Source organism: Pseudomonas frederiksbergensis (genome assembly GCF_003732665.1).
GTDB classification, from domain to species: domain Bacteria; phylum Pseudomonadota; class Gammaproteobacteria; order Pseudomonadales; family Pseudomonadaceae; genus Aquipseudomonas; species Aquipseudomonas frederiksbergensis_G.
In genome coordinates, this window is sequence record NZ_MOBP01000005.1 from 67,071 (window position 1) to 87,391 (window position 20,321).

Annotated in this window: 24 protein-coding genes; 15 read left to right on the forward strand and 9 right to left on the reverse strand. The window is 61.8% G+C overall.

Annotated features, from left to right (window positions below; all coding sequences use genetic code 11):
- Positions 1 to 282 precede the first annotated feature (282 nt).
- The gene (locus BK665_RS08080) at positions 283 to 1,167 is read left to right on the forward strand and encodes a sugar nucleotide-binding protein (protein WP_123404417.1); all 885 of its coding nucleotides are present in this window, start codon (positions 283 to 285) and stop codon (positions 1,165 to 1,167) included.
- Positions 1,160 to 2,089, forward strand: a complete 930-nt coding sequence (pgnE, locus tag BK665_RS08085) for a UDP-N-acetylglucosamine epimerase PgnE (protein ID WP_123404419.1) — start codon at positions 1,160 to 1,162, stop codon at positions 2,087 to 2,089. The genes BK665_RS08080 and pgnE overlap by 8 nt, the downstream gene beginning before the upstream one ends.
- A 231-nt stretch (positions 2,090 to 2,320) precedes the next feature.
- On the opposite strand, the gene BK665_RS08090 is transcribed toward pgnE, so the two are convergent.
- The 5 genes from BK665_RS08090 to BK665_RS08110 all read right to left on the reverse strand — a co-directional run bounded on the left by BK665_RS08090 (position 2,321) and on the right by BK665_RS08110 (position 6,468).
- Positions 2,321 to 3,019 (reverse strand): OmpW/AlkL family protein, encoded by a 699-nt coding sequence (locus BK665_RS08090; protein ID WP_123404421.1) that lies wholly within the window; start codon positions 3,017 to 3,019, stop codon positions 2,321 to 2,323.
- A gap of 233 nt (positions 3,020 to 3,252) precedes the next feature.
- Positions 3,253 to 3,765: a DUF3299 domain-containing protein gene (locus BK665_RS08095; RefSeq protein WP_123404423.1), complete on the reverse strand. Its 513-nt coding sequence runs from the start codon at positions 3,763 to 3,765 to the stop codon at positions 3,253 to 3,255.
- An 11-nt stretch (positions 3,766 to 3,776) separates the two neighbouring features.
- On the reverse strand, positions 3,777 to 5,042 hold the full coding sequence (locus BK665_RS08100) for an ABC transporter permease (RefSeq protein WP_123404424.1): 1,266 nt from the start codon (positions 5,040 to 5,042) through the stop codon (positions 3,777 to 3,779).
- Position 5,043: 1 nt separating this feature from the next.
- Positions 5,044 to 5,754: an ABC transporter ATP-binding protein gene (locus tag BK665_RS08105; RefSeq protein WP_123404426.1), complete on the reverse strand. Its 711-nt coding sequence runs from the start codon at positions 5,752 to 5,754 to the stop codon at positions 5,044 to 5,046.
- Positions 5,755 to 5,889: 135 nt separating this feature from the next.
- Entirely contained in the window at positions 5,890 to 6,468 is a 579-nt protein-coding gene (locus tag BK665_RS08110; protein ID WP_123404428.1) for a DUF2796 domain-containing protein, read from the reverse strand.
- A 135-nt stretch (positions 6,469 to 6,603) separates the two neighbouring features.
- Between BK665_RS08110 and BK665_RS08115 the strand changes: the two genes are divergently transcribed.
- Positions 6,604 to 6,954, forward strand: coding sequence for a hypothetical protein (locus BK665_RS08115; protein WP_123404430.1), 351 nt, complete (start codon positions 6,604 to 6,606; stop codon positions 6,952 to 6,954).
- Positions 6,955 to 7,074: 120 nt separating this feature from the next.
- On the opposite strand, the gene trxA is transcribed toward BK665_RS08115, so the two are convergent.
- The 3 genes from trxA to BK665_RS08130 form a co-directional block, all read right to left on the reverse strand.
- The gene (trxA, locus tag BK665_RS08120) at positions 7,075 to 7,947 is read right to left on the reverse strand and encodes a thioredoxin (protein WP_123404432.1); all 873 of its coding nucleotides are present in this window, start codon (positions 7,945 to 7,947) and stop codon (positions 7,075 to 7,077) included.
- Between the two features lie 197 nt (positions 7,948 to 8,144).
- Positions 8,145 to 8,801: a class I SAM-dependent methyltransferase gene (locus BK665_RS08125; RefSeq protein ID WP_123404434.1), complete on the reverse strand. Its 657-nt coding sequence runs from the start codon at positions 8,799 to 8,801 to the stop codon at positions 8,145 to 8,147.
- On the reverse strand, positions 8,798 to 9,268 hold the full coding sequence (locus BK665_RS08130; protein WP_123404994.1) for a hypothetical protein: 471 nt from the start codon (positions 9,266 to 9,268) through the stop codon (positions 8,798 to 8,800). Before BK665_RS08130 ends, BK665_RS08125 begins: the two co-directional genes overlap by 4 nt.
- Before the next feature lie 127 nt (positions 9,269 to 9,395).
- Here BK665_RS08130 and nrdR point away from each other — a divergent pair, with 127 nt between their 5' ends.
- The 12 genes from nrdR to BK665_RS08190 all read left to right on the forward strand — a co-directional run bounded on the left by nrdR (position 9,396) and on the right by BK665_RS08190 (position 18,204).
- On the forward strand, positions 9,396 to 9,860 hold the full coding sequence (gene nrdR / locus BK665_RS08135; RefSeq protein WP_003228656.1) for a transcriptional regulator NrdR: 465 nt from the start codon (positions 9,396 to 9,398) through the stop codon (positions 9,858 to 9,860).
- Positions 9,857 to 10,990, forward strand: a complete 1,134-nt coding sequence (gene ribD / locus BK665_RS08140) for a bifunctional diaminohydroxyphosphoribosylaminopyrimidine deaminase/5-amino-6-(5-phosphoribosylamino)uracil reductase RibD (protein WP_123404438.1) — start codon at positions 9,857 to 9,859, stop codon at positions 10,988 to 10,990. The genes nrdR and ribD overlap by 4 nt, the downstream gene beginning before the upstream one ends.
- Positions 10,991 to 11,036: 46 nt before the next feature.
- Entirely contained in the window at positions 11,037 to 11,714 is a 678-nt protein-coding gene (locus BK665_RS08145; protein ID WP_123404440.1) for a riboflavin synthase, read from the forward strand.
- 16 nt (positions 11,715 to 11,730) lie between these two features.
- A complete protein-coding gene (gene ribBA / locus BK665_RS08150) occupies positions 11,731 to 12,822 on the forward strand; it encodes a bifunctional 3,4-dihydroxy-2-butanone-4-phosphate synthase/GTP cyclohydrolase II (RefSeq protein ID WP_123404442.1) in 1,092 nt (363 codons plus the stop codon).
- A gap of 91 nt (positions 12,823 to 12,913) precedes the next feature.
- Complete coding sequence (gene ribH, locus BK665_RS08155) at positions 12,914 to 13,390, forward strand: 6,7-dimethyl-8-ribityllumazine synthase (RefSeq protein ID WP_095109665.1); 477 nt, start codon at positions 12,914 to 12,916, stop codon at positions 13,388 to 13,390.
- A complete protein-coding gene (gene nusB / locus BK665_RS08160) occupies positions 13,387 to 13,887 on the forward strand; it encodes a transcription antitermination factor NusB (RefSeq protein WP_123404444.1) in 501 nt (166 codons plus the stop codon). The genes ribH and nusB overlap by 4 nt, the downstream gene beginning before the upstream one ends.
- Positions 13,888 to 13,905: 18 nt before the next feature.
- A complete protein-coding gene (thiL, locus tag BK665_RS08165) occupies positions 13,906 to 14,871 on the forward strand; it encodes a thiamine-phosphate kinase (protein WP_123404446.1) in 966 nt (321 codons plus the stop codon).
- Entirely contained in the window at positions 14,868 to 15,371 is a 504-nt protein-coding gene (locus BK665_RS08170) for a phosphatidylglycerophosphatase A family protein (RefSeq protein WP_008153532.1), read from the forward strand. The genes thiL and BK665_RS08170 overlap by 4 nt, the downstream gene beginning before the upstream one ends.
- 22 nt (positions 15,372 to 15,393) lie before the next feature.
- Complete coding sequence (locus BK665_RS08175; protein ID WP_123404448.1) at positions 15,394 to 16,128, forward strand: substrate-binding periplasmic protein; 735 nt, start codon at positions 15,394 to 15,396, stop codon at positions 16,126 to 16,128.
- Positions 16,129 to 16,370: 242 nt separating this feature from the next.
- On the forward strand, positions 16,371 to 16,988 hold the full coding sequence (gene ribA / locus BK665_RS08180; RefSeq protein WP_054052350.1) for a GTP cyclohydrolase II: 618 nt from the start codon (positions 16,371 to 16,373) through the stop codon (positions 16,986 to 16,988).
- Entirely contained in the window at positions 16,985 to 17,404 is a 420-nt protein-coding gene (locus BK665_RS08185) for an MFS transporter (protein ID WP_123404450.1), read from the forward strand. The genes ribA and BK665_RS08185 overlap by 4 nt, the downstream gene beginning before the upstream one ends.
- Complete coding sequence (locus tag BK665_RS08190) at positions 17,404 to 18,204, forward strand: cobalamin-binding protein (protein ID WP_123404452.1); 801 nt, start codon at positions 17,404 to 17,406, stop codon at positions 18,202 to 18,204. Before BK665_RS08185 ends, BK665_RS08190 begins: the two co-directional genes overlap by 1 nt.
- 120 nt (positions 18,205 to 18,324) lie before the next feature.
- Here BK665_RS08190 and BK665_RS08195 read toward each other — a convergent pair whose 3' ends face one another.
- Positions 18,325 to 20,208 (reverse strand): TonB-dependent receptor domain-containing protein, encoded by a 1,884-nt coding sequence (locus BK665_RS08195; RefSeq protein WP_123404455.1) that lies wholly within the window; start codon positions 20,206 to 20,208, stop codon positions 18,325 to 18,327.
- Positions 20,209 to 20,321: the final 113 nt, after the last annotated feature.

The window sequence follows — 20,321 nt, forward strand, 5'->3', positions numbered from 1 at the left end:
GGGGTGGGGAAGATGCAAGTACCGCTGGGGATGTGTATCGATGCTGAAGGCCTCTTCGCGAGCAAGCCCGCTCCCACAAAAGCGCCACCGCCCCCTGTAGGAGCGAGGCTTGCCCGCGAAGAGGCCAGAACAGGCACCGCAAAACCCGGGGAACTACACTTTACGGATGACGGTTGCGCACTAAACCCGCAAAATGCAACGATTCCGGCATCTATCGATGACATTGCCTGCGGGCGGTGTCGATTAAGCCATTGTTCCAATCAGACTGGGCCTGCTGACTCTATGCGAATGCGCCTTATGTTACTGGGCGGCGGAAATGCCCTTGGGCAGGCGCTGATTCGCCTCGGTGCGGAGGAAGACATCGGTTTCCTCGCCCCCCGCCCACCACAAGACGGCTGGGATGCCGCGAGCCTGACGCAACTGCTCGACGACACCCGTCCGGACGCGCTGATCAACCTCGCCTATTACTTCGACTGGTTCCAGGCGGAGACTGTCAGCGAGCAACGTCTGGCCGGGCAAGAGCGGGCGGTGGAGCGTCTGGCCGAACTGTGCCAGCACCACAACATCGTGCTGCTGCAACCGTCGAGCTACCGTGTGTTCGACGGCTCCCGGGCCACGGCCTACAGCGAAAAAGACGAGCCGGTGCCCCTGGGCCTGCGCGGTCAGGCCTTGTGGCGAATCGAACAAAGCGTACGCGCCACCTGCCCGCAACACGTGTTGTTGCGCTTCGGCTGGTTGCTCGACGACAGCCCCGACGGCACCCTCGGGCGCTTCCTGGCCCGGGCCGAAACCCCGGGAGAGTTGCTGATGGCCGATGACCGCCGGGGCAATCCGACACCGGTGGACGACGCGGCCCGGGTGATCATCTCGGTGCTCAAGCAACTCGATTGTGCGGCGCCGCTGTGGGGCACCTATCATTACGCCGGACATGAGGCGACCACGCCGCTGGCATTGGGGCAGGCGATCATCACCGAAGCACGCAACCTGCACGAACTGGCCATCGAAGCGCCGACCGCCCAGGCTCACGCCGCACGGCCCGACGCTGCCGAAGAGCCGCAACACGCGGTGCTGGCTTGCAAGAAAATTCTGCACACCTTCGGGATCAAGCCTCGCGCCTGGCGCGCGGCGCTCCCGGGCTTACTGGATAGGTTCTATCGCCATGGCTGACGGCCCAGTTTTCATCACCGGCGGTGCCGGTTTCATCGGTTCACACCTTACCGATGCCTTGCTCGCCAAGGGTCATTCGGTGCGAATTCTCGATGACCTGTCCACCGGCAAACGCAGCAACCTGCCGCTGGACAATCCCAAGGTCGAGCTGATTGTCGGCGACGTCGCCGATGCGGCATTGGTCGCTCGCTCGACGATTGGTTGCAGCGCCGTCGCGCACCTGGCCGCCGTGGCCTCGGTGCAGGCGTCGGTAGACGATCCGGTGAAGACTCACCAGAGCAACTTCATCGGCACCCTGAATGTGTGCGAGGCCATGCGCCAGGCCGGCATTAAACGGGTGTTGTTCGCCTCCAGCGCGGCGGTGTACGGCAACAACGGTGAAGGCGAGTCGATTGACGAAGAAACCGCCAAGGCACCGCTGACGCCTTACGCTTCTGACAAACTGGCCGGCGAGTACTACCTCGATTTCTACCGCCGCCAGCATGGCCTGGAGCCCGTGGTGTTCCGCTTCTTCAACATCTTCGGCCCGCGCCAGGACCCGTCCTCGCCGTACTCCGGGGTGATCAGCATCTTCAGCGAACGCGCACAGAAAGGGTTGCCGATCACCGTGTTTGGCGACGGCGAGCAGACCCGGGATTTTGTCTACGTCGAGGACCTGGTGGATTTGTTGGTGCAGGCAATTGAGCAGCCACAGATTGAAGTGGGCGCAGTGAATGTTGGCTGGAACCAGGCGACGACTTTGAAGCAGATGCTTGAAGCGCTGGCGCAAGTCGTCGGTGAGTTGCCACCCATCACCTACGGCCCGGCGCGTTCCGGTGATATCCGCCACTCGCGGGCGAACAACCGACGGTTGCTGGAGCGGTTTACCTATCCTGAGCAGACGCCGATGAGCGTTGGTTTGGCGCGGTTGTTGGGACGCTGAGTTTTTCGCCGCCATGAAAAAGGCGCCTTTCGAGGCGCCTTTTTTGTGGCTGGCATTTTAGCTCAGGTTGACTCAATCCCTGTGGCGAGGGAGCTTGCTCCCGCTCGGCTGCGCAGCAGTCGCAACCCAGTGAACGCGGTGTGCCAGATGAATCGCGGTCGCAGGTTTTGGGTCTGCTGCGCAGCCCAGCGGGAGCAAGCTCCCTCGCCACAAAAGCAATTCAGGTCCTTCTTAGAACTTGTAACCAAGCCCGACCATGTAGATGAACGGGTCCACGTCCACATTGACCTTGGCCCGGGTGCCCGGGGCCACGGCGTCGTTTTCCACGGTGGCGCGGGTGTCGATGTCGATGTAGCGCATCTGGGCGTTGAGCATGATGTTGTCGGTGATCATGTAGTCAGCGCCGACCTGGAACGCCATGCCCCAGGAGTTTTTCGCCTTGAAGTTGCTGAAACCGTTGGCCTGGGCTTCGCTGCCGACGTGTTCGTCGTAGATCCAGGTGTAGTTGATGCCGGCGCCGACATATGGTTGGAACGCGGACTTCGCATCGAGCGGGTAGTAGACGACGCTGAGGGTTGGCGGCAGGTGTTTCAGGGTGCCGAGTTTGCCGTTGGCCGCGCCCAGGGCGGTGCCTTTGATTTTCACGTCATGTTCGAACGGCGAGGCGGCGAGCAGCTCGATGCCCCAGTGGCTGTCAATCATGTAGGCGAAGTTCAGACCCAGTTGCGTGTCGCTGCTCATGGTGGCCTTGCCACCCAGATTGGCACCGGCCAGAGGACCCTGGTCAACCTTGACGCTGGAGCTGTCGGCTTTCGGGTTGACGGTGATCGCGCCGGCGCGAACGATGATGTCGCCGGCCTCGTGGGCGTGGGCGAGCGGGGCTGCGAGCGCGAGGGCAAACAGCGAGGCGCTGAGCAAGGACTTGTTCATGGGGGCTCCAAAGGACGTTAAAAATGTTCGATGTCCAATGGTAAAGAGCCATCTGATACGGCCTTTTGATTCAGCTCAATGAAACAGTGATGGGGTGGTTTTTTGTGGAACCTTTGCGGGCCTCTTCGCGAGCAAGCCCGCTCCCACATTGGATCTGTGCATCAACACAAATCCCCTGTGGGAGCGGGCTTGCTCGCGAAGACTATCGATCAAACAACACAGAACCCCCGGATTCACTCCGGCAATTCATACACATAAATCTTGTCCGCCTCCATCTGATACCCGGCATCCGCCAATTCGCTGGTGGATGCTTTAACCTGCAACGAACCCTCGATCCAGTACGGCTGATACAGCTCATCGAGCTTCACACCGACCTCGCTTTTCACATGCACGATCTGGTTCGATGGCGGTGGCGGCACGTGGATGCAGGCGCCGAAATACGGCACCAGCAGAAACTCCGTGGTGCGACCTTCTTCACTCACTTCCAGCGGCACGATGTAACCCGGCAAGCGAATGTTTTTGCCATCGAGACTCTTCACCACCGGCGCATTCGGCAGGTCCTGCTTGGCGGCCGGAGCCGACTCCAGGGCGCTGCTCATCTGCGACAGGTCGTGCAGCGGCGTCATGTTCGGCACTTCCGCCGGGGCATCCGGGGGGATCATTTCCGACCAGGTCAAATCCGCAGGTTCAGCCGCCCACAGCGGCAGGGCGACCAGCATCAACAGCGCGAGCAGAGCGCGGGGCATCTTTAACGTCCTCATAAACGGATCGACAGGCCATCGGCCAATGATTGGCGATACGCGCGCCAGGCCGGCACGCTGCCCATCAGCAGCGCGGCGATCAGGATGCCACCGAGCAGCGTCCATTCATATTCGCTCGGCCAGGCCAGCGGCAGGTACAAACCGTAATTCGCCTGCACATAACCTTGCGCGGCGGCGATGCACACATACAGGAGCGCCACGCCGGCAATCACCCCGGACAGCGCCAGGGCGAAGGCTTCCAGCACCAACAGCGTCGCGATGTGCCACGGCCGCGCACCCACCGAACGCAGGATCGCCATCTCGCGCCGCCGTTCATTGAGGCTGGTGAGAATCGCGGTGAGCATGCCGATCAACCCGGTCAGCACCACGAACAGCGAGACAACGAACAAGGCTTTTTCCGCGGTGCTCATCAAACTCCACAACTCCTGCAACGCCACCCCCGGCAGGATCGCCAGCATCGGTTCGCCACGGAATTCGTTGATCTCACGCTGCACCGCGAAGGTCGAAATCTTGCTGTTGAGGCCGAGCATGAACGCGGTGATCGCTTGCGGCGTCAGGTCCATATTGCGTGCCTGATCGGCGCTGATCCGGCCCTGGCCTTGGGCGGGCACGCCGTTGTGCCAGTCGATGTGGATTGCCTCCATGCCGCCGAGGCTGATGTGCAACGTGCGGTCCACCGGGGTGCCGGTGCGCTTGAGAATGCCGACCACGGTGAACGGTTTGTCGTCGTGCTTGACCAGGCTGATCACCGCAACGCCGTGGGCCAGCACCAGTTTGTCGCCGAGTTTGTAGTGCAGCGCATCCGCCACTTCGGCGCCGAGCACCACCTCGAACGGGTCGGTGGCGAAGGCGCGGCCGTCGGCGATTTCCAGGTGTTGTTGATGGCCGTACTGGTAGTGCTCGAAGTACGCCTCGGTGGTGCCCATCACCCGATAACCGCGATGGGAATCGCCGAGGGACATCGGGATCGCCCACTTCACTTTCGGGTTGTTGGCGAAGTGTTCGAAGCTGTCCCAACGGATGTTGTTGGTGGCGTTGCCGATGCGGAACACCGAGTACAGCAACAGGTTCACCGAGCCGGAACGGGCGCCGACGATCAGGTCGGTGCCGCTGATGGTGCTGGCGAAACTGGCCTTGGCTTCGGTGCGCACCCGTTCCACGGCCAGCAACAGGCAGACCGACAGGGCAATGGCGAACGCGGTGAGAATCGCGGTAAAGCGGCGGTTAGCCAGGCTGGCCAGGGCTAGACGAAACAAATACATCTCAGACCTCGAACGGGGTGGCGGCGCGATTGAGCTCGGCCAGCGACAGGTTGCGGTCGAACAGCGGCGCGAGGCTCTGGTCATGGCTGACGAACAACAGGCTCGAGCCGGCTTCGCGGCATTCGGCGAACAGCAGGCGAATGAAGTTCTCCCGGGCGTCGTAATCCAGGGCCGAGGTCGGTTCATCGGCGATCACCAGTTCCGGTTGGCCGATCAGCGCCCGTGCGGCGGCGACCCGTTGTTGCTGGCCGATGGACAGCGAATCGGCGCGGCGGCTGAGGATGCTTTCATCCTTCAAACCCAAATGCGCGAGCAGGGTGGCGGCGGCTTGATCGACGCTGCCGTGACGCTGCTTCGCCCGTTCGGCGCGCAATTTGGAGAAGTGGCAGGGCAACTCGACGTTCTCGCGCACCGAGAGGAACGGCAGCAAGTTGAACTGCTGAAAGATGTAACCGGTGTGATCGACGCGAAAACGGTCGCGAGCGCCGGCACCGAGTTCGGTCAGTTCCTGGCCGAGCAAACGGATACTGCCCCGATCAGGCTTCTGCACACCGCCGAGCAGGCCGAGCAGGGTGGTTTTGCCACTGCCGCTGGGGCCTTTGAGGAACAGGGTTTCACCCGGTTCCAGGCGAAACGCCGGGATGTCCAGCAGCGGCGGGTGGCCGGGCCAACTGAAGCCCAGGTCGGACAGTTCGATGAGTGCTTGGGTCATGTGAAACCGGTCAGGGAGGTGGTGAGCCCTTGTAGGAGCGAGGCTTGCCCGCGAAAGCGATCTCACAATCGACATCTCTGTTGAATGTGACGGCCTCTTCGCGGGCAAGCCTCGCTCCTACAGGATCGTGGTGGGTCAGAATTTCAGGGCTGCTGCCTTGGACGTCACTTCAACACCTTGCTGGCCGCTCGGGCTGATCAGTTGTACCTGAATCTTCTGGGTCGCCGGGAAGGTGTTGAAGATCGTCGTCAGGTCCAGCGTTTTCAACGCACCGGGGGCCGAGCAACTGAATTGGTAATGGGCGTGGATTTCGCTGTGGTCGTGGTGATGCTCGTGACCGTCCTTGTCCGCTTCGTCGTGGTCATCGTCGGCGTCCGGCTTGTCACCGAACAGCGGACTTTCCAGTTCCTGGGTCGCGACTTTGCAACCGGCGGCTTTCGGCAGGTTGAACAACGCCAGCGGGTTTTCCAGCTTCGCCTTGGCGGCGGCGACTTTGGCTTTGTCGGCATCGGTGGTGGCGACGTGCTCGAAGCCCACCAGGTTCATCGCCGGGCTTTCCAGCTCCAGCTCCAGGGTCTGGCCGTCCAGCGCTGCGTTCAAGCGACCGACGCCATGTTCGTGGGCGCCGAGGCTGCCGTGTTCAGATTCATTGGCCGCATAGGCGACGGCCAGCGGCAACAGGGCAAACGGCAGAGCGAGAAGCAGACGACGCATGGCGGGTCTCCGGAAAGTAAAGTGAAAGGTTTGTTATGTAATCTTATAACGAAAGTGCGGAGAGTTTGACCGCCCGCTTGGCGTTGCACAAGACCCATGGGAGCATGCAGGTCAGAAATGTGCAGGAGCAGACTCATGTTGCGAATACGCGGAAGCATCGGCGACTGTCCGGTGGATTTGACCCTGGAGATGGACGACGGCGACTGGGCACGGCTTGGCGCGCAGTTGCAGGTCAGCAAAACCGAGGACGTCAGCGTTCCGGCGGCCAAACCGCTGAATCAGGATGACGCGCTGTGGCAGATCGCCAAAGACCTGCTGCGCAAGGCCGGACAATTGAGCGGGCCGGATTTGCTGGAGCAGTTGGAAGGGCTGACGGGCAGCGCGGCGTCGGGCAAGCGGTTGTTGGTACGCCTGCGCCATAGCGCGGATGTGAAAGTGGTGAGCGGCGGGGATACGCCGCTCTACAGCTGGCGCGAGCCAGCGTAGGAGCTGCCGAAGGCTGCGATCTTTTGATCTTTCGGTTGTTCCAGCACCGCAAAAACAAGATCAAAAAATCGCAGCGTGCCGCAGCTCCTACGGGACCGGGTTCACAGGACCCGAATCCGATTAATACAACGCGGCGAACAACTTGCGCCGATAGGTGGTCACCAGCGGGTGATCATTACCCAGCAGTTCGAACACTTGCAGCAAGGTCTTGTGCGGCAGGCCTTCGCTGTAACTGCGGTTGCGGATGAACAGCTTCAGCAGTGAGTCCAGCGCCGGTTCGTATTGCTGGCGGGCCAGTTGCTGGATCGCCAATTGATACACCGCTTCATCGTCCTGCGGATCTTTGGCCAGGCGCGCTTTCAGGTCAGCGGCATCCGGCAAATCCTTGGCCTGACCCAAAAACTGGATCTGCGCCTTAGCACCCGCCAGCGCAGCCTTGTGCTCATCGGTCTTGACCGCGTCGAGCACGGTTTGCGCTTCGCCCAGCTCGCCGCGTTCGGTGAGGCAGCGGGCATACAGGATCAGCGCTTTGGCGTTGGTGTTGTCTTCGCCCAGCAGCACTGTGAGGATGGCTTCGGCGTCGGCAAAACGGCCTTCGTCGAACAACGCCTGGGCCTGTTCGAACGGATCAGCAGCGGCCGGCGGCGGCATTTGCACGTGAGGTTCAAGCATGGCGCGTACGGCGGATTCCGGCTGCGCACCGGCAAAACCGTCCACCGGCTGACCGTCCTTGAACAGCACCACGGTCGGCAGGCTGCGAATGCCGAAGCGCGAGACGATGTCCGGCTCGACGTCGCAATTGACCTTGGCCAGCAACAACTCGCCCTGATAGCTCTCGGCGATGGTTTGCAGCATCGGCATCAGCGCCTTGCACGGCGCACACCACTCGGCCCAGAAATCCACCAGCACCGGTTTGTGAAAAGAGTTCTCGATCACCGACTGGTCGAAATCGGCAGTCGTAGCGTCGAAGATGTACGGCGTTTCCTGACTCATGAGGGATCTCTTGGAAGCGTGAATGAGGCAACTATACGGCTTGGCGGGGTGTGGCCGGAAGCGGGGTGGCCGTTGCAGATGTATTGGCTGACAGGACGCCTTCGCGAGCAAGCCCGCTCCCACATGGGAATTGCGGCGAACCCGGATTTTGTGATCAGCACAAAACTACTGTGGGAGCGGGCTTGCCCGCGAAGCTTTTAGCCGCGCCGCGCATGGTAAAGGCTCACATGCCGGAACTCTTCCGGCTCGGCCAGATCGGGCAAGGTCATCGCCTCCAGCATTTCAATGCGCCGGTACAGCGGATGACGAAAATCCCGGACCCGCGAATCCGCGACCAAGGCTTCCCTGCCGCGACTCAAAAACTCATCGAGCAGCGGCAGATTCGCCCGGTCATACAGCACGTCGGCGACCAGAATCAGATCAAAGCGATCGGCCTCGGCAAAGAAATCCGTCGAATAATTGAGTTCTACATCATTGAGCCGAGCATTCGCCCGACACGCGGCAATCGCCAGCGGGTCCAGGTCGCAAGCCACCACTTCCAGCGCCCCGGCCTTGACCGCCGCAATCCCGGCCACCCCGGAACCCGCGCCAAAATCCAGCACCCGCTTGCCTTTAACCCACTCGGGAAACTCGGCCAGATACCGCGCCACCGCCAGACCACTGGCCCAGCAGAAACTCCAGTAGGGCGGCTCATGCAGAATCCGCCGGGTTTCTTCGGGGCTGAAGGCGCGGTCCATGTTGTCGCCGTCGATCAGCCAGAGCTCCAGGTCGGTGTCCGGCAAATGGCAGGCGACGAGTTGCGCATCGCCGAGCAATTCACCTAACGCCTGTTGCAGGTCGAGCGGTGCAATCATGGGGCTTTGACGAATTGCAGTTGGCCTAACGCCTGGGTGGTCGGTTGGGTGATGGTCTGTGACGGCAGATGCAAGATCAACTGGCCGGACTGGGTGGCGCGGCCGCGCAGTTCCACGCGGGCGCCGACCGGAAAGGATTCCGGATTGAAGCGCAGGCGAAACGGCAGCACCTGGTTGGTGCCGATCAGGCTGGAGCTGGCAAGTAATTGTTGCGGGCGGGACTTGTCGTCGATCACCAGCAGCGCCAGTTCCACTTCGGCACCGGCCGGCACGCCTTGCAGGGTGCCGCTCAGTTCACGCTGATAGGCCGGCAACGGGCCGAGGTCAGCGGATTCCTTGGCTTTTTTCTGCGCCGCTTGTGGCGCCGGGCCCGGGCCCGGGGTCGGTGGCTGGGGCTTGGGCGCATCGCTGCCGCAGGCCACCAGCAGGCTTAAAACACTGAGCAGGACGAGCGGTCGTAGCGACATTTGTGGCTCCAGCAAGGTGAAATCCATGAATCAAACATATTGCTCGTCTGTATACCGCAAACCCTATGGCTTGTCTTGCCACGGGGATGCGCTACCATGGCCCTCCCTTTTTTTGTTGCCTGCCACCATGCACTGTCCCTTCTGCGGTGCCAACGACACCAAGGTCATCGACTCGCGTCTGGTCGCCGAGGGCGAACAGGTGCGCCGCCGGCGTGAATGCCTGGCCTGCGGCGAGCGTTTCACGACGTTCGAGACCGCCGAACTGGTGTTGCCGCGCCTGATCAAAACCGACGGCAGCCGTCAGCCGTTCGACGAAGAAAAACTGCGTGCCGGCATGCAGCGGGCGCTGGAAAAGCGCCCGGTGAGTGTCGAACGCCTCGAATCGTCGCTGGTGCACATCAAACACAAACTGCGTGCCACCGGCGAACGAGAGGTCAAATCCCTCGTGGTCGGTGAACTGGTGATGGCCGAGCTGCAAAAGCTCGACGAAGTCGCCTACATTCGTTTCGCCTCCGTGTATCGGCGCTTCCAGGACTTGAACGAGTTCCGCGAAGAGATCGATCGCCTGGCCCGTGAGCCGGTGAAAGAATGACCACCTCTTCCGAACAAGCCATCCTCGACGCCCATTACATGGCCCGAGCCCTGGAACTGGCGCGCAAAGGTCATTACACGACGCACCCCAACCCGCGTGTTGGCTGTGTGATCGTCAAGGACGGGCAGATCGTCGGCGAAGGCTGGCATGTGCGCACCGGCGAACCCCACGCCGAAGTCCACGCCCTGCGCGCTGCGGGCGACAAGGCCCGTGGCGCCACCGCTTACGTGACCCTGGAACCCTGCAGCCACCACGGCCACACACCGCCCTGTGCCGATGCGCTGGTGAATGCCGGCCTCGCCCGCGTGGTGGCGGCGATGCAGGACCCGAACCCGTCGGTGGCCGGTCGCGGCATGCAGCGTCTGGCCCAGGCCGGTATCGCCATCGAAAGCGGCGTGCTGGAAGGTGAAGCGCGCAAGCTCAACGAAGGCTTCCTGAAACGCATGGAACATGGCTTGCCGTTTGTGCGGGTCAAGTTGGCCATGAGTCTCGACGGTCGCACGGCGATGGAAAGCGGCGAAAGCCAATGGATCACCGGCCCTGCTGCGCGTTCGGCGGTGCAGCGCTTGCGCGCCCAGGCCAGTGTGGTGCTGACCGGCGCTGACACGGTGCTGGCGGACAACGCTCGTTTGACCGTGCGCGCCGCTGAACTGGGTCTGGACGCCGAGCAAACCGCATTGGCCATGAGCCGTCCGCCGCTGCGCGTGCTGATCGACGGCCGTTTGCGAGTGCCGCTGGACGCGCCGTTCTTCAAGGCTGGCCCGGCGTTGGTCGCGACCTGCATGGCCATCGAAGAACAATACGCCAATGGCCCGGAATGCCTGATCGTGGCCGGCGACGATGGTCTGGTGGACCTGCGCAAGTTGCTGGTCGAACTGGCCAACCGTGGGGTCAACGAAGTATTGGTCGAAGCGGGTCCGCGTCTGGCAGGGGCTTTTGCCCAGCAAGGTCTGGTGGACGAATTCCAGATCTTCATCGCCGGCAAGTTCCTCGGCTCTTCTGCACGACCTTTGCTGGACTGGCCGCTGGCGCAAATGAAAGACGCACCCGAGCTCAAAATCACCGAAATCCGCGCAGTTGGCGATGACTGGCGAGTCATCGCCATTCCCGTGCCGGCAGCGAGCGTATAATTCCCGGCCTGCGCCACGCGACGGCTTTGTTCTCGAGGAGGACTCCATGTTTACCGGCATCATCGAATCCATCGGCAGTATTCGTGCATTGACCCCAAAAGGCGGAGATGTGCGGGTTTACGTAGAAACCGGCAAGCTCGACCTGAGCGACGTCAAACTGGGCGACAGCATTGCGGTCAACGGCGTGTGCCTGACCGCGGTTGAACTGCCCGGCAATGGCTTTGCGGCGGATGTCAGCCGTGAAACCCTCGACTGCACCGCCATGAACGACCTGAAAAGCGGCAGCCCGGTCAACCTGGAAAAAGCCCTGACCCCGACTACTCGCCTCGGCGGTCATCTGGTCAGCGGCCATGTCGATGGCGTGGGCGAAGTGGTTGCCCGCACCGAGAACGCCCGCGCTGTGGAATTCCGCATCCGCGCACCGAAAGACCTCGCCAAGTACATCGCCCATAAAGGCTCGATCACCGTCGACGGCACCAGCCTGACCGTGAACGCAGTCGATGGCGCCGAGTTCTTGCTGACGATCATTCCCCACACCCTGAGCGAAACCATCATGGCGTCTTACCAGCCAGGTCGCCGGGTGAATCTGGAAGTGGACTTGCTGGCACGTTATCTGGAGCGCCTGTTGCTGGGCGATAAGGCCGCAGAGCCCGGCTCCAAAAATAGAGAGCCCAGCAACATCACCGAAAGCTTTCTGGCCCAAAACGGCTACCTCAAATCCTGACTCAAGGGGGTGCCTTGTGGCGCTCAATAGCATCGAAGAACTGGTTGAAGACATCCGCCAAGGCAAGATGGTCATCCTCATGGATGACGAAGACCGCGAGAACGAAGGCGACCTGATCATGGCCGCCGAGTGCTGCCAGCCTGAACACATCAACTTCATGGCCAAGCACGCCCGTGGCCTGATCTGCATGCCGATGAGCCGCGAACGCTGCGAACTGCTGAAGCTGCCGCTGATGGCGCCGCGCAACGGTTCCGGTTTTGGCACCAAGTTCACTGTGTCGATCGAAGCCACCACCGGCGTGACCACCGGCATCTCCGCCGCCGACCGCGCCCGCACCGTGCAGGCTGCCGCCGCCAAGGATGCCAAGGCTGAAGACATCGTCAGCCCGGGCCATATCTTCCCGCTGATGGCCCAACCGGGCGGCACCCTCGCTCGCGCCGGTCACACCGAAGCCGCCTGCGACCTGGCGCGCATGGCCGGTTTCGAGCCGAGCGGCGTGATCTGCGAAGTGATGAACGACGACGGCACCATGTCCCGCCGCGCCGAACTGGAAACCTTCGCCGCCGAACACAACATCAAGATCGGCACCATCGCCGACCTGATTCACTACCGGATGATCCACGAACGTACCGTTCAGCGGATTGCCGAGCAGCCGCTGGACAGCGAACTGGGCCAATTCAACCTGGTGACCTATCGTGATTCCGTGGAAGGCGACGTGCACATGGCCCTGACCCTGGGCACCGTATGCGCCGAAGAACCGACCCTGGTTCGCGTGCACAACATGGACCCGTTGCGCGATCTGCTGATGGTCAAGCAACCGGGGCGCTGGAGCCTGCGCGCCGCCATGGCTGCGGTTGCCGAGGCCGGCAGCGGCGTGGTTCTGTTGCTCGGTCACCCGCTCGATGGTGACGTGTTGCTGGCGCATATCCGCGAAACCGCTGAGCAGGTCCCGGCGAAAAAACCGACCACCTACAGCATCGTCGGTGCCGGTTCGCAGATCCTGCGGGACCTGGGCGTACGCAAAATGCGCCTGATGAGTGCGCCAATGAAATTTAATGCGATATCCGGTTTCGATCTGGAAGTTGTAGAATACGTGCCCTCCGAATAATGACCGGTTGTTTCCGGGCCTTGATTCGCGGTTAACACATCACTGAGGGACGCGTAGAAAACGCGTCCCGGCTCTTTAAGAGATCTAACGAATGACCCTGAAGACCATCGAAGGTACGTTCATCGCCCCTAAAGGCCGCTACGCTTTGGTAGTAGGCCGTTTCAACAGCTTCGTTGTTGAAAGCCTAGTCAGCGGTGCAGTTGATGCCCTGGTTCGCCATGGCGTGAGCGAAAGCGACATTACCCTCATCCGTGCCCCTGGCGCCTTCGAAATCCCGCTGGTTGCGCAGAAAGTCGCCCAGAAAGGCGAGTACGCAGCAATCATCGCCCTGGGCGCGGTCATTCGTGGCGGTACTCCGCACTTCGAATACGTGGCGGGCGAATGCACCAAGGGCCTGGCCCAGGTGTCCATGGAGTTCGGCGTACCGGTCGCTTTCGGCGTGCTGACCGTTGATTCCATCGAGCAAGCCATCGAACGTTCCGGCACCAAGGCCGGCAACAAAGGTGCCGAAGCTGCCCTGTCCGCCCTGGAAATGGTCAGCCTGCTGGCACAGTTGGAGGCCAAGTGATTAGCGACGACAGCGATCAGTTCAACCCGCGCGATCCAAAGCCTGCGGATGCCGGCAAGCCATCGAAAAGCGTCAAGCGTCGCGAAGCCCGTCAGCTCGCGACTCAAGCGCTGTACCAATGGCACATGGCCAAGCAATCGCTGAACGAGATCGAAGCGCAGTTCCGGGTCGATAACGATTTCAGCGATGTCGACGGTGCCTATTTCCGCGAAATCCTCCACGGGGTTCCGGCGCAAAAGGACAAAATCGATGCCGCACTGGCGCCTTGCCTGGACATCACCATCGAAGAGCTCGACCCGGTTGAACTGGCGGTTCTGCGCCTGTCCACCTGGGAACTGCTCGAGCGTGTCGACGTGCCGTACCGCGTTGTGATCAACGAAGGTATCGAGCTGGCGAAAGTCTTCGGTTCCACCGATGGCCACAAGTTCGTCAACGGTGTACTCGACAAGCTGGCCCCGCGTCTGCGTGAAGCTGAAGTGAAGGCGTTCAAGCGCTAATCGGCGCTTGTAATCGCTATGGGTGAGTTTGAGCTGATCCGCAATTTCTTCGCCGCCGCGCCTTGTGCGCAGGGCGGCGAGGGCGTTGCCCTTGGGATCGGCGACGATTGCGCCTTGCTGGCTGTTCCTCTGGGGGAGCAGTTGGCGGTTTCCACCGACACACTGGTTGCCGGTGTGCATTTCGCAGATCCTTGCGACCCTTTTCTACTCGGTCAGCGCTCGCTGGCTGTCGCGGTCAGCGACCTGGCCGCCATGGGCGCCACCCCCGTTGCCTTTACCCTTGCCCTGACCTTGCCGACGGTGACCGCCGATTGGCTGGATGCGTTTGCCCGTGGTTTGAACGTGATGGCCCAGGGCTGTGGCGTGGCGCTGGTCGGTGGTGACACCACCCGTGGGCCGCTGAGCCTGACCGTGACCGTGTTCGGGCGAGTGCCGGCCGGCCAGGCGTTGACCCGCAGCGGCGCCCGGCCGGGAGACTTGCTGTGCGTCGGTGGCGAGTTGGGCAATGCCGCCGGCGCGTTGCCGCTGGTGCTCGGCCAGCGCAGCGCCGATGAGGCCATCGCCGATCCGCTGCTGCGTCATTACTGGTCACCGCAACCGCAACTGGCCCTCGGTCAGGCGTTGCGCGGCAAAGCCACGGCGGCGCTGGATATCTCCGATGGTCTGCTCGCCGACTGCGGGCATATTGCGCTCGCATCGCAGGTCGGCATTCAGGTGGAGCGGAGTAAGCTGCCGGTATCGACGGCGTTGGTGGCGTTCCTCGGCCAGACCGGTGCCGAAGACGCAGCGCTGAGCGGTGGCGACGACTACGTGCTGGCGTTCACTCTGCCGTTCGTCGAATTGCCACAACTGCTGGCGGACGGCTGGCCGATCCATGTGATCGGCCAAGTCGTGACGGGGCAGGGCGTGGTGCTGCTGGACGCCGCCGGACACGACATCACCCCGCAAACCCGGGGCTATCAACATTTTCGGGAGACACCGTGACAGATCATCCCAAACAGGTCCCGGCGGAATTCGTTCCGCCATCGGTCTGGCGCAATCCATGGCACTTCCTGGCGTTCGGCTTCGGCTCGGGCACCTTGCCCAAGGCTCCCGGCACCTGGGGTTCGTTAGTTGCGCTACCCTTTATCCCGTTGTGGCAAATGTTGCCCGACTGGGGCTACTGGCTGATGCTCGGCATCACCATGCTGTTCGGCTTCTGGCTGTGCGGCAAAGTGGCCGACGATTTGCGGGTGCACGACCACGAAGGCATCGTCTGGGACGAGATGGTCGGGATGTGGATCACCCTGTGGCTGGTACCGGAAGGCTGGTACTGGTTGTTGGCGGGGTTCCTGATGTTCCGTTTCTTCGACATCCTCAAGCCATGGCCGATTCGCTGGATCGACCGGCATGTGCACGGCGGCGTCGGCATCATGCTCGACGACGTATTGGCCGGGGTCTTTGCATGGCTGGGGATGCAGGGCCTGGTGTGGTTTTTCGCCTGAGTGGTAAAGCAGGGGACTGGGGATGGCTCGACGCTGGTTGATGGTGGTTTTTACACTGTTTTGCTCCCTCGCCCAGGCGGGGGATGCCGCGCCGACGCCGTCCGTGATTCATCTGGCCAGCGAAGATTGGGAAGACTACACCGCCGCTGACGGTCATGGCCTGGGCTGGGACGTGTTGCGCGCCATCTTCGAGCCCGCCGGGGTCAAACTGGATATCCGCACCGAACCCTACACCCGCGCCGTCGGCCTGGCCCAGCGCGGCGAAGTGGATGCCTGCGTCGGTGCCTATCGCAATGAAACCAGTGACGTGCTCTATCCGCGCTGGAACTTCGACACCGATCACATCTATGCCCTGGGCCTGGCGAGCAACCCGCCACCGACCCCGGACACCCTCGGCAACTATCGACTGGCCTGGGTGCGCGGCTACAAGTATCAGGATTACCTGCCCAACGTGCAGCGCTACAACGAAGTGGTGCGGCGCACCGGAATCCTGTCGATGCTGACCCACAACCGCGCCGACTATTACATCGATGCCCTGACCGAAATCGATTATTTGCTCGCCCGGGCCAGAGATCCCTCGCAGTTCCGCCGCACCCACATCGCCGAATTGCCGCTGTACCTGTGCTTTGCCGATAACCCCAAGGCCCGCGCACTGATGGCGTTGTTCGACCAGCGCATGGGGTTGCTGGTGAAAAGCGGGCAGTTGAAACCGATTTTTGCCAAGTGGAAACAGCCGTATCCATTTGGTACTGACTGAGCGTCGACGATGAGCCCCTGTGGGAGCGAGCCTGCTCGCGAATGCGGCCTCACATTCAACACATGAGCCGCCTGACCCACCGCCTTCGCGAGCAAGCCCGCTCCCACAGGGATGGTGAGTTGTCTGCTTGATCAAACTTTTTGATCGTTATGCCCCATAATTCAGCCTAAGCGTCGGTCGGAACCTGCTGTTACAATGCCGCCTCTGCGAATCTCCAGTACTTATTGATCAGGAGCACACCGGTGCCTGTCGTTTTTGTCGCCGCTTCGAAGCTGCCAACACCTTTTGCGCAATTCACCATGCACGGCTTTCTCGATGAAGAGAACGGGCGCGAGCACGTGGTGCTGAGCCTGGGCGACTTCGCCGACGGTGCCCCGGTACTTGGCCGGTTGCACTCCGAATGCCTGACCGGCGATGCCTTGTTCAGCCAGCGTTGCGACTGCGGCTCGCAACTTGAAGCGGCGTTGCAGGCCATCGCCCGTGAAGGCCGTGGCGTGTTGCTGTACTTGCGTCAGGAAGGCCGGGGCATTGGTCTGCTGAACAAGATCCGCGCCTACGAGTTACAGGACGGCGGCGCCGACACCGTTGAAGCCAACGAGCGTCTGGGCTTTGCCGCCGATCAGCGTGACTACGCCATGTGCCTGCCGATGCTGCAGCACCTGGGCGTGAAATCCCTGCGACTGATGACCAACAACCCGCGCAAGGTCAAAGCCTTGACCGACATGGGCATCGTGGTCGCCGAGCGCGTGCCGCTGCACACCGGCCATAACCCGCACAACAAACTCTACCTGGCCACCAAGGCGAGCAAGCTCGACCACATGATGGGCAACGAGCATCAAGGCGAGGCAGACCGGGCGTGACTCGCGGTCAGGTTCGGCGACGACTGTCCGTCACCTGGTGGCAATACCTGGCGATGGCCCTGGTGCCGTTGTTCGTGATCAACGGCGTGTTTGGCCAGAGCGAAGCGATCCTGCCGGTGTTGGCGATGCCGCTGTTTATCGCCGGTGTGGCCTCGATGTTTGTCAGCCTGAAGTTTTTCGGCGGCTACAAACACGCGCTGATCGCCACCCAGAAAGCCCTCGATACCTCTGAAGAGCCCGCAGCGTGGATTGCTCTGGCGGCCAAGCGCCGTATTGCCTTCCTCGCCGCGAGCCTGCCGGCCTGGATCGGCGCCTTGGCCGTATTCGTCGGTCTCGAAGCGGTGCCGCTGGTGCTGCTGGCGCTGTCCACCGCCGTGCTGTTCTACCTCTACCGTATCCCGCGTCAACTCGGCTGATGCTGCGCGTCTGGCTGGCGGTTTTGCTGTTGGCCGTCAGCGGCTCGGCTGTTTCGGTCGAGCGAGTGGTCAGCCTCGCGCCGTCGCTTTCTGAAATCGTTGTTGAGCTGGGCTCAGCCGATTTATTAGTCGGGGTGCTGGATGCCGGTGAGCGTCCGACCGAACTCAAGGACCTGCCTTCCGTTGGCCGCTATGGCCAGTTGGACATGGAGCGATTGCTCAGCCTCAAACCCGATTTGTTATTGCTCTGGCCCGGCAGCGTCGGCCCGGCCCAGCGTGAACAGCTCAAGCGCCTGAACATTCCCACCTACGTCGCTGAACCCCACAACCTCGGCCAGCTCACGGCGCAGATTGAAGCCATCGCCACGCAACTCGGCCGTCCGGAACGGGGCGTCAGGTTGGCGGCGGATCTGCGACAGAAACTGGATAACCTGCGCCAGCGTTATCGCCGGGATAAGCCGCTAACGGTGTTCTATCAAGTCTGGGATCGGCCGCTGTACACCGTGGGCGGTGGGCAGATCATCAGCGATGCGCTGGAAGTGTGTGGCGCGCGCAATGTGTTTGCCGACCTGACCTTGCCGGCGCCGCAAGTCAGCGTGGAAGCGGTGCTGCAGCGCAATCCCGAGGTGATTCTGGCCAGTGACCGGGCGCAGCTCGATGCCTGGAAGGCGTGGCCGCAGGTGGCGGCGGTGGCGCGAGGGCAATTGTTGTTGGTGACGGATAAGGGCTTGGAACGGCCGAGTGGGCAGATGATCGAGGCGACGGCCAAGTTGTGCCAGATTATCGCGCCGGACCGTTAAGACCGAGGTGCCTGCTTCGCGAGCAAGCCCGCTCCCACATTGGTTTTGTGTCGATCACAGATCCAATGTGGGAGCGGGCTTGCTCGCGAAGAGGCCATCTCAGGCGCCGTTAATCTGGGGTCAGAGCTCCGGCGTCCAGGTCACCCCAAACATCCACGCCCGACCTTCTTCGCGATACCCATACTGACTGCCGTCATAGCTGTACAACGCGCGGCTATAGCCCTTGTCCAGAAGGTTATCGACCTTCAATTCCAGCTTCACTTCCCGATTCAACGCCCAACTGCTGCGCAATCCGAGCAAGGCATAGCCACCCAGCGGCTGTAGATTCTTCTCGTCGTCATAACTGCTGCTGACCGCTTGCCAACTGGCCCCCACGCCCAACCGATCAAACTGCCGATCCAGGTCCAGGCTCAATGTGCGACGCGCACGTCGGGCCAGGGTGTGGCCGCTGTTGCGATCCCGTGGATCGATGATCGCCACGCCGAGGTTGCTCTGCCAGCCGAACAGTTCCTGTTTCAGCGCTGCTTCGAAGCCGTTGATGCGTGCCGAGGCGACGTTCTGCGGAAGGTTGTTGCTGCCGAAGATGATCGCGTCTTTCAGATCCGTGCGGTACAGCGATGCTTCCAGGCGACTGCTTTCGGTCAACTGACTGCGCCATTGCAGCTCGTAGCTTTTCGAGGTTTCCGGTTTGAGATCCGGGTTGCTGAAATCCGGGTAATACAAATCGTTGAAGGTAGGGGCGCGAAAGCCTTCGCTGTAGGTCAGCAGCAGGTCGTTGTCCGGGTTCAGCGGCAGGGTGAAGGTGCCGCTCCAACTGTTCTGGCCGCCGAACTGTTGGTTCTGGTCGCGGCGCAGGCCCAGCTCCGTGGAGAAGCTGTCCGCCTGGTAGCGATGCTGGATAAACGCGGCGCGGTTCCAGCGGCTGTCCTCGTCGAACGGCGTGCTGCTGTTAATCCGGTCTTCGTACCAGTCGCCGCCGGCGATCAGGCTGTTGTGCTCGTTGAGCGTCAGGTCGTTTTGCCAGTTCACCGAATCGCGGTAGGTGTTGAACACCGTGCGCTCGTCGCTGAGCTTGTCGAGGGTCTTCTCGCGGTTTTCGCTGTGGCCAAATTCGACGCGAGTTTTCCAAAGGTCGTTGATGTGCGCATCGACGTAACTGCTGACGCTGCTGACGTCGAAATCGCTGTATGGCTGCTGCTGGACGGATTCAAAGGTGTTGGTGTCGAAGCGACCGAACGGGTTATCGAACTCGCTTTTGCCCCTGTTATCCAACACGTTTGCACCGATTTCGATGTCATCGGTAAGGGCGTGACTCAGGCTCAAACTCACCGATTTGTTGCGGTACTCGTCGTGATCGCCATCGCTGGGATACGACTCGTGGGTGCGATTGATACCGGCCGTTTCATCAAGGCTGGCGCCCAGGTTGAAACGGGTTTTCTCATCGCCACCGGACAGCCCAAGGCTACGCTCCCACGTCTGGTTGCTGCCAAACCCCACATGCAGCCGTGGTTGAAAACCCTGTTCGCCGCCACGACGGGTGAAAATCTGGATCACCCCGCCAATCGCATCACTGCCATAAATCACCGACCGGGAGCCGCGCAGCACTTCCACGCGCTCGACCTGTTCGATGTTGATGTGTTGCAGGTTGCTGTCGCCGGACGTAGTGCTGCCGATGCGCTGCCCGTCCACCAGCACCAGGCTCTGGGCCGATTTGGTGCCGCGAATGTAAATCCCCGGCAAGCTGCCGCGCCCGCCGGTTTGCCCAACTTGCACGCCCGGCACACGCCGCAGAAGGTCGGTAACGCTGGTCGGTTGCAGGCGGTCGATGTCGTCGCGGGTGAACACGGTGTTGGCGGCGCTGCTGTCGTTGCGCGCCTCGACCTGACGGTTGGCGCTGATCAGCACGTCGGGGAGTTTGAGGGCTTGATCGCGTTCGAAGGTGTCGGCCAGGAGGTGGCCGGTCGGCAGCAAGGTCAGCGTCAGGGCGAGGCGGGAGAATTTCATGGGCTGTCCATTGGCACTTGGGAGCACAAACCAATGTGGGAGCGGGCTTGCTCGCGAAAGCGGTGGGTCAGTCAACATCTAAGTGACTGACAGTCCGTCTTCGCGAGCAAGCC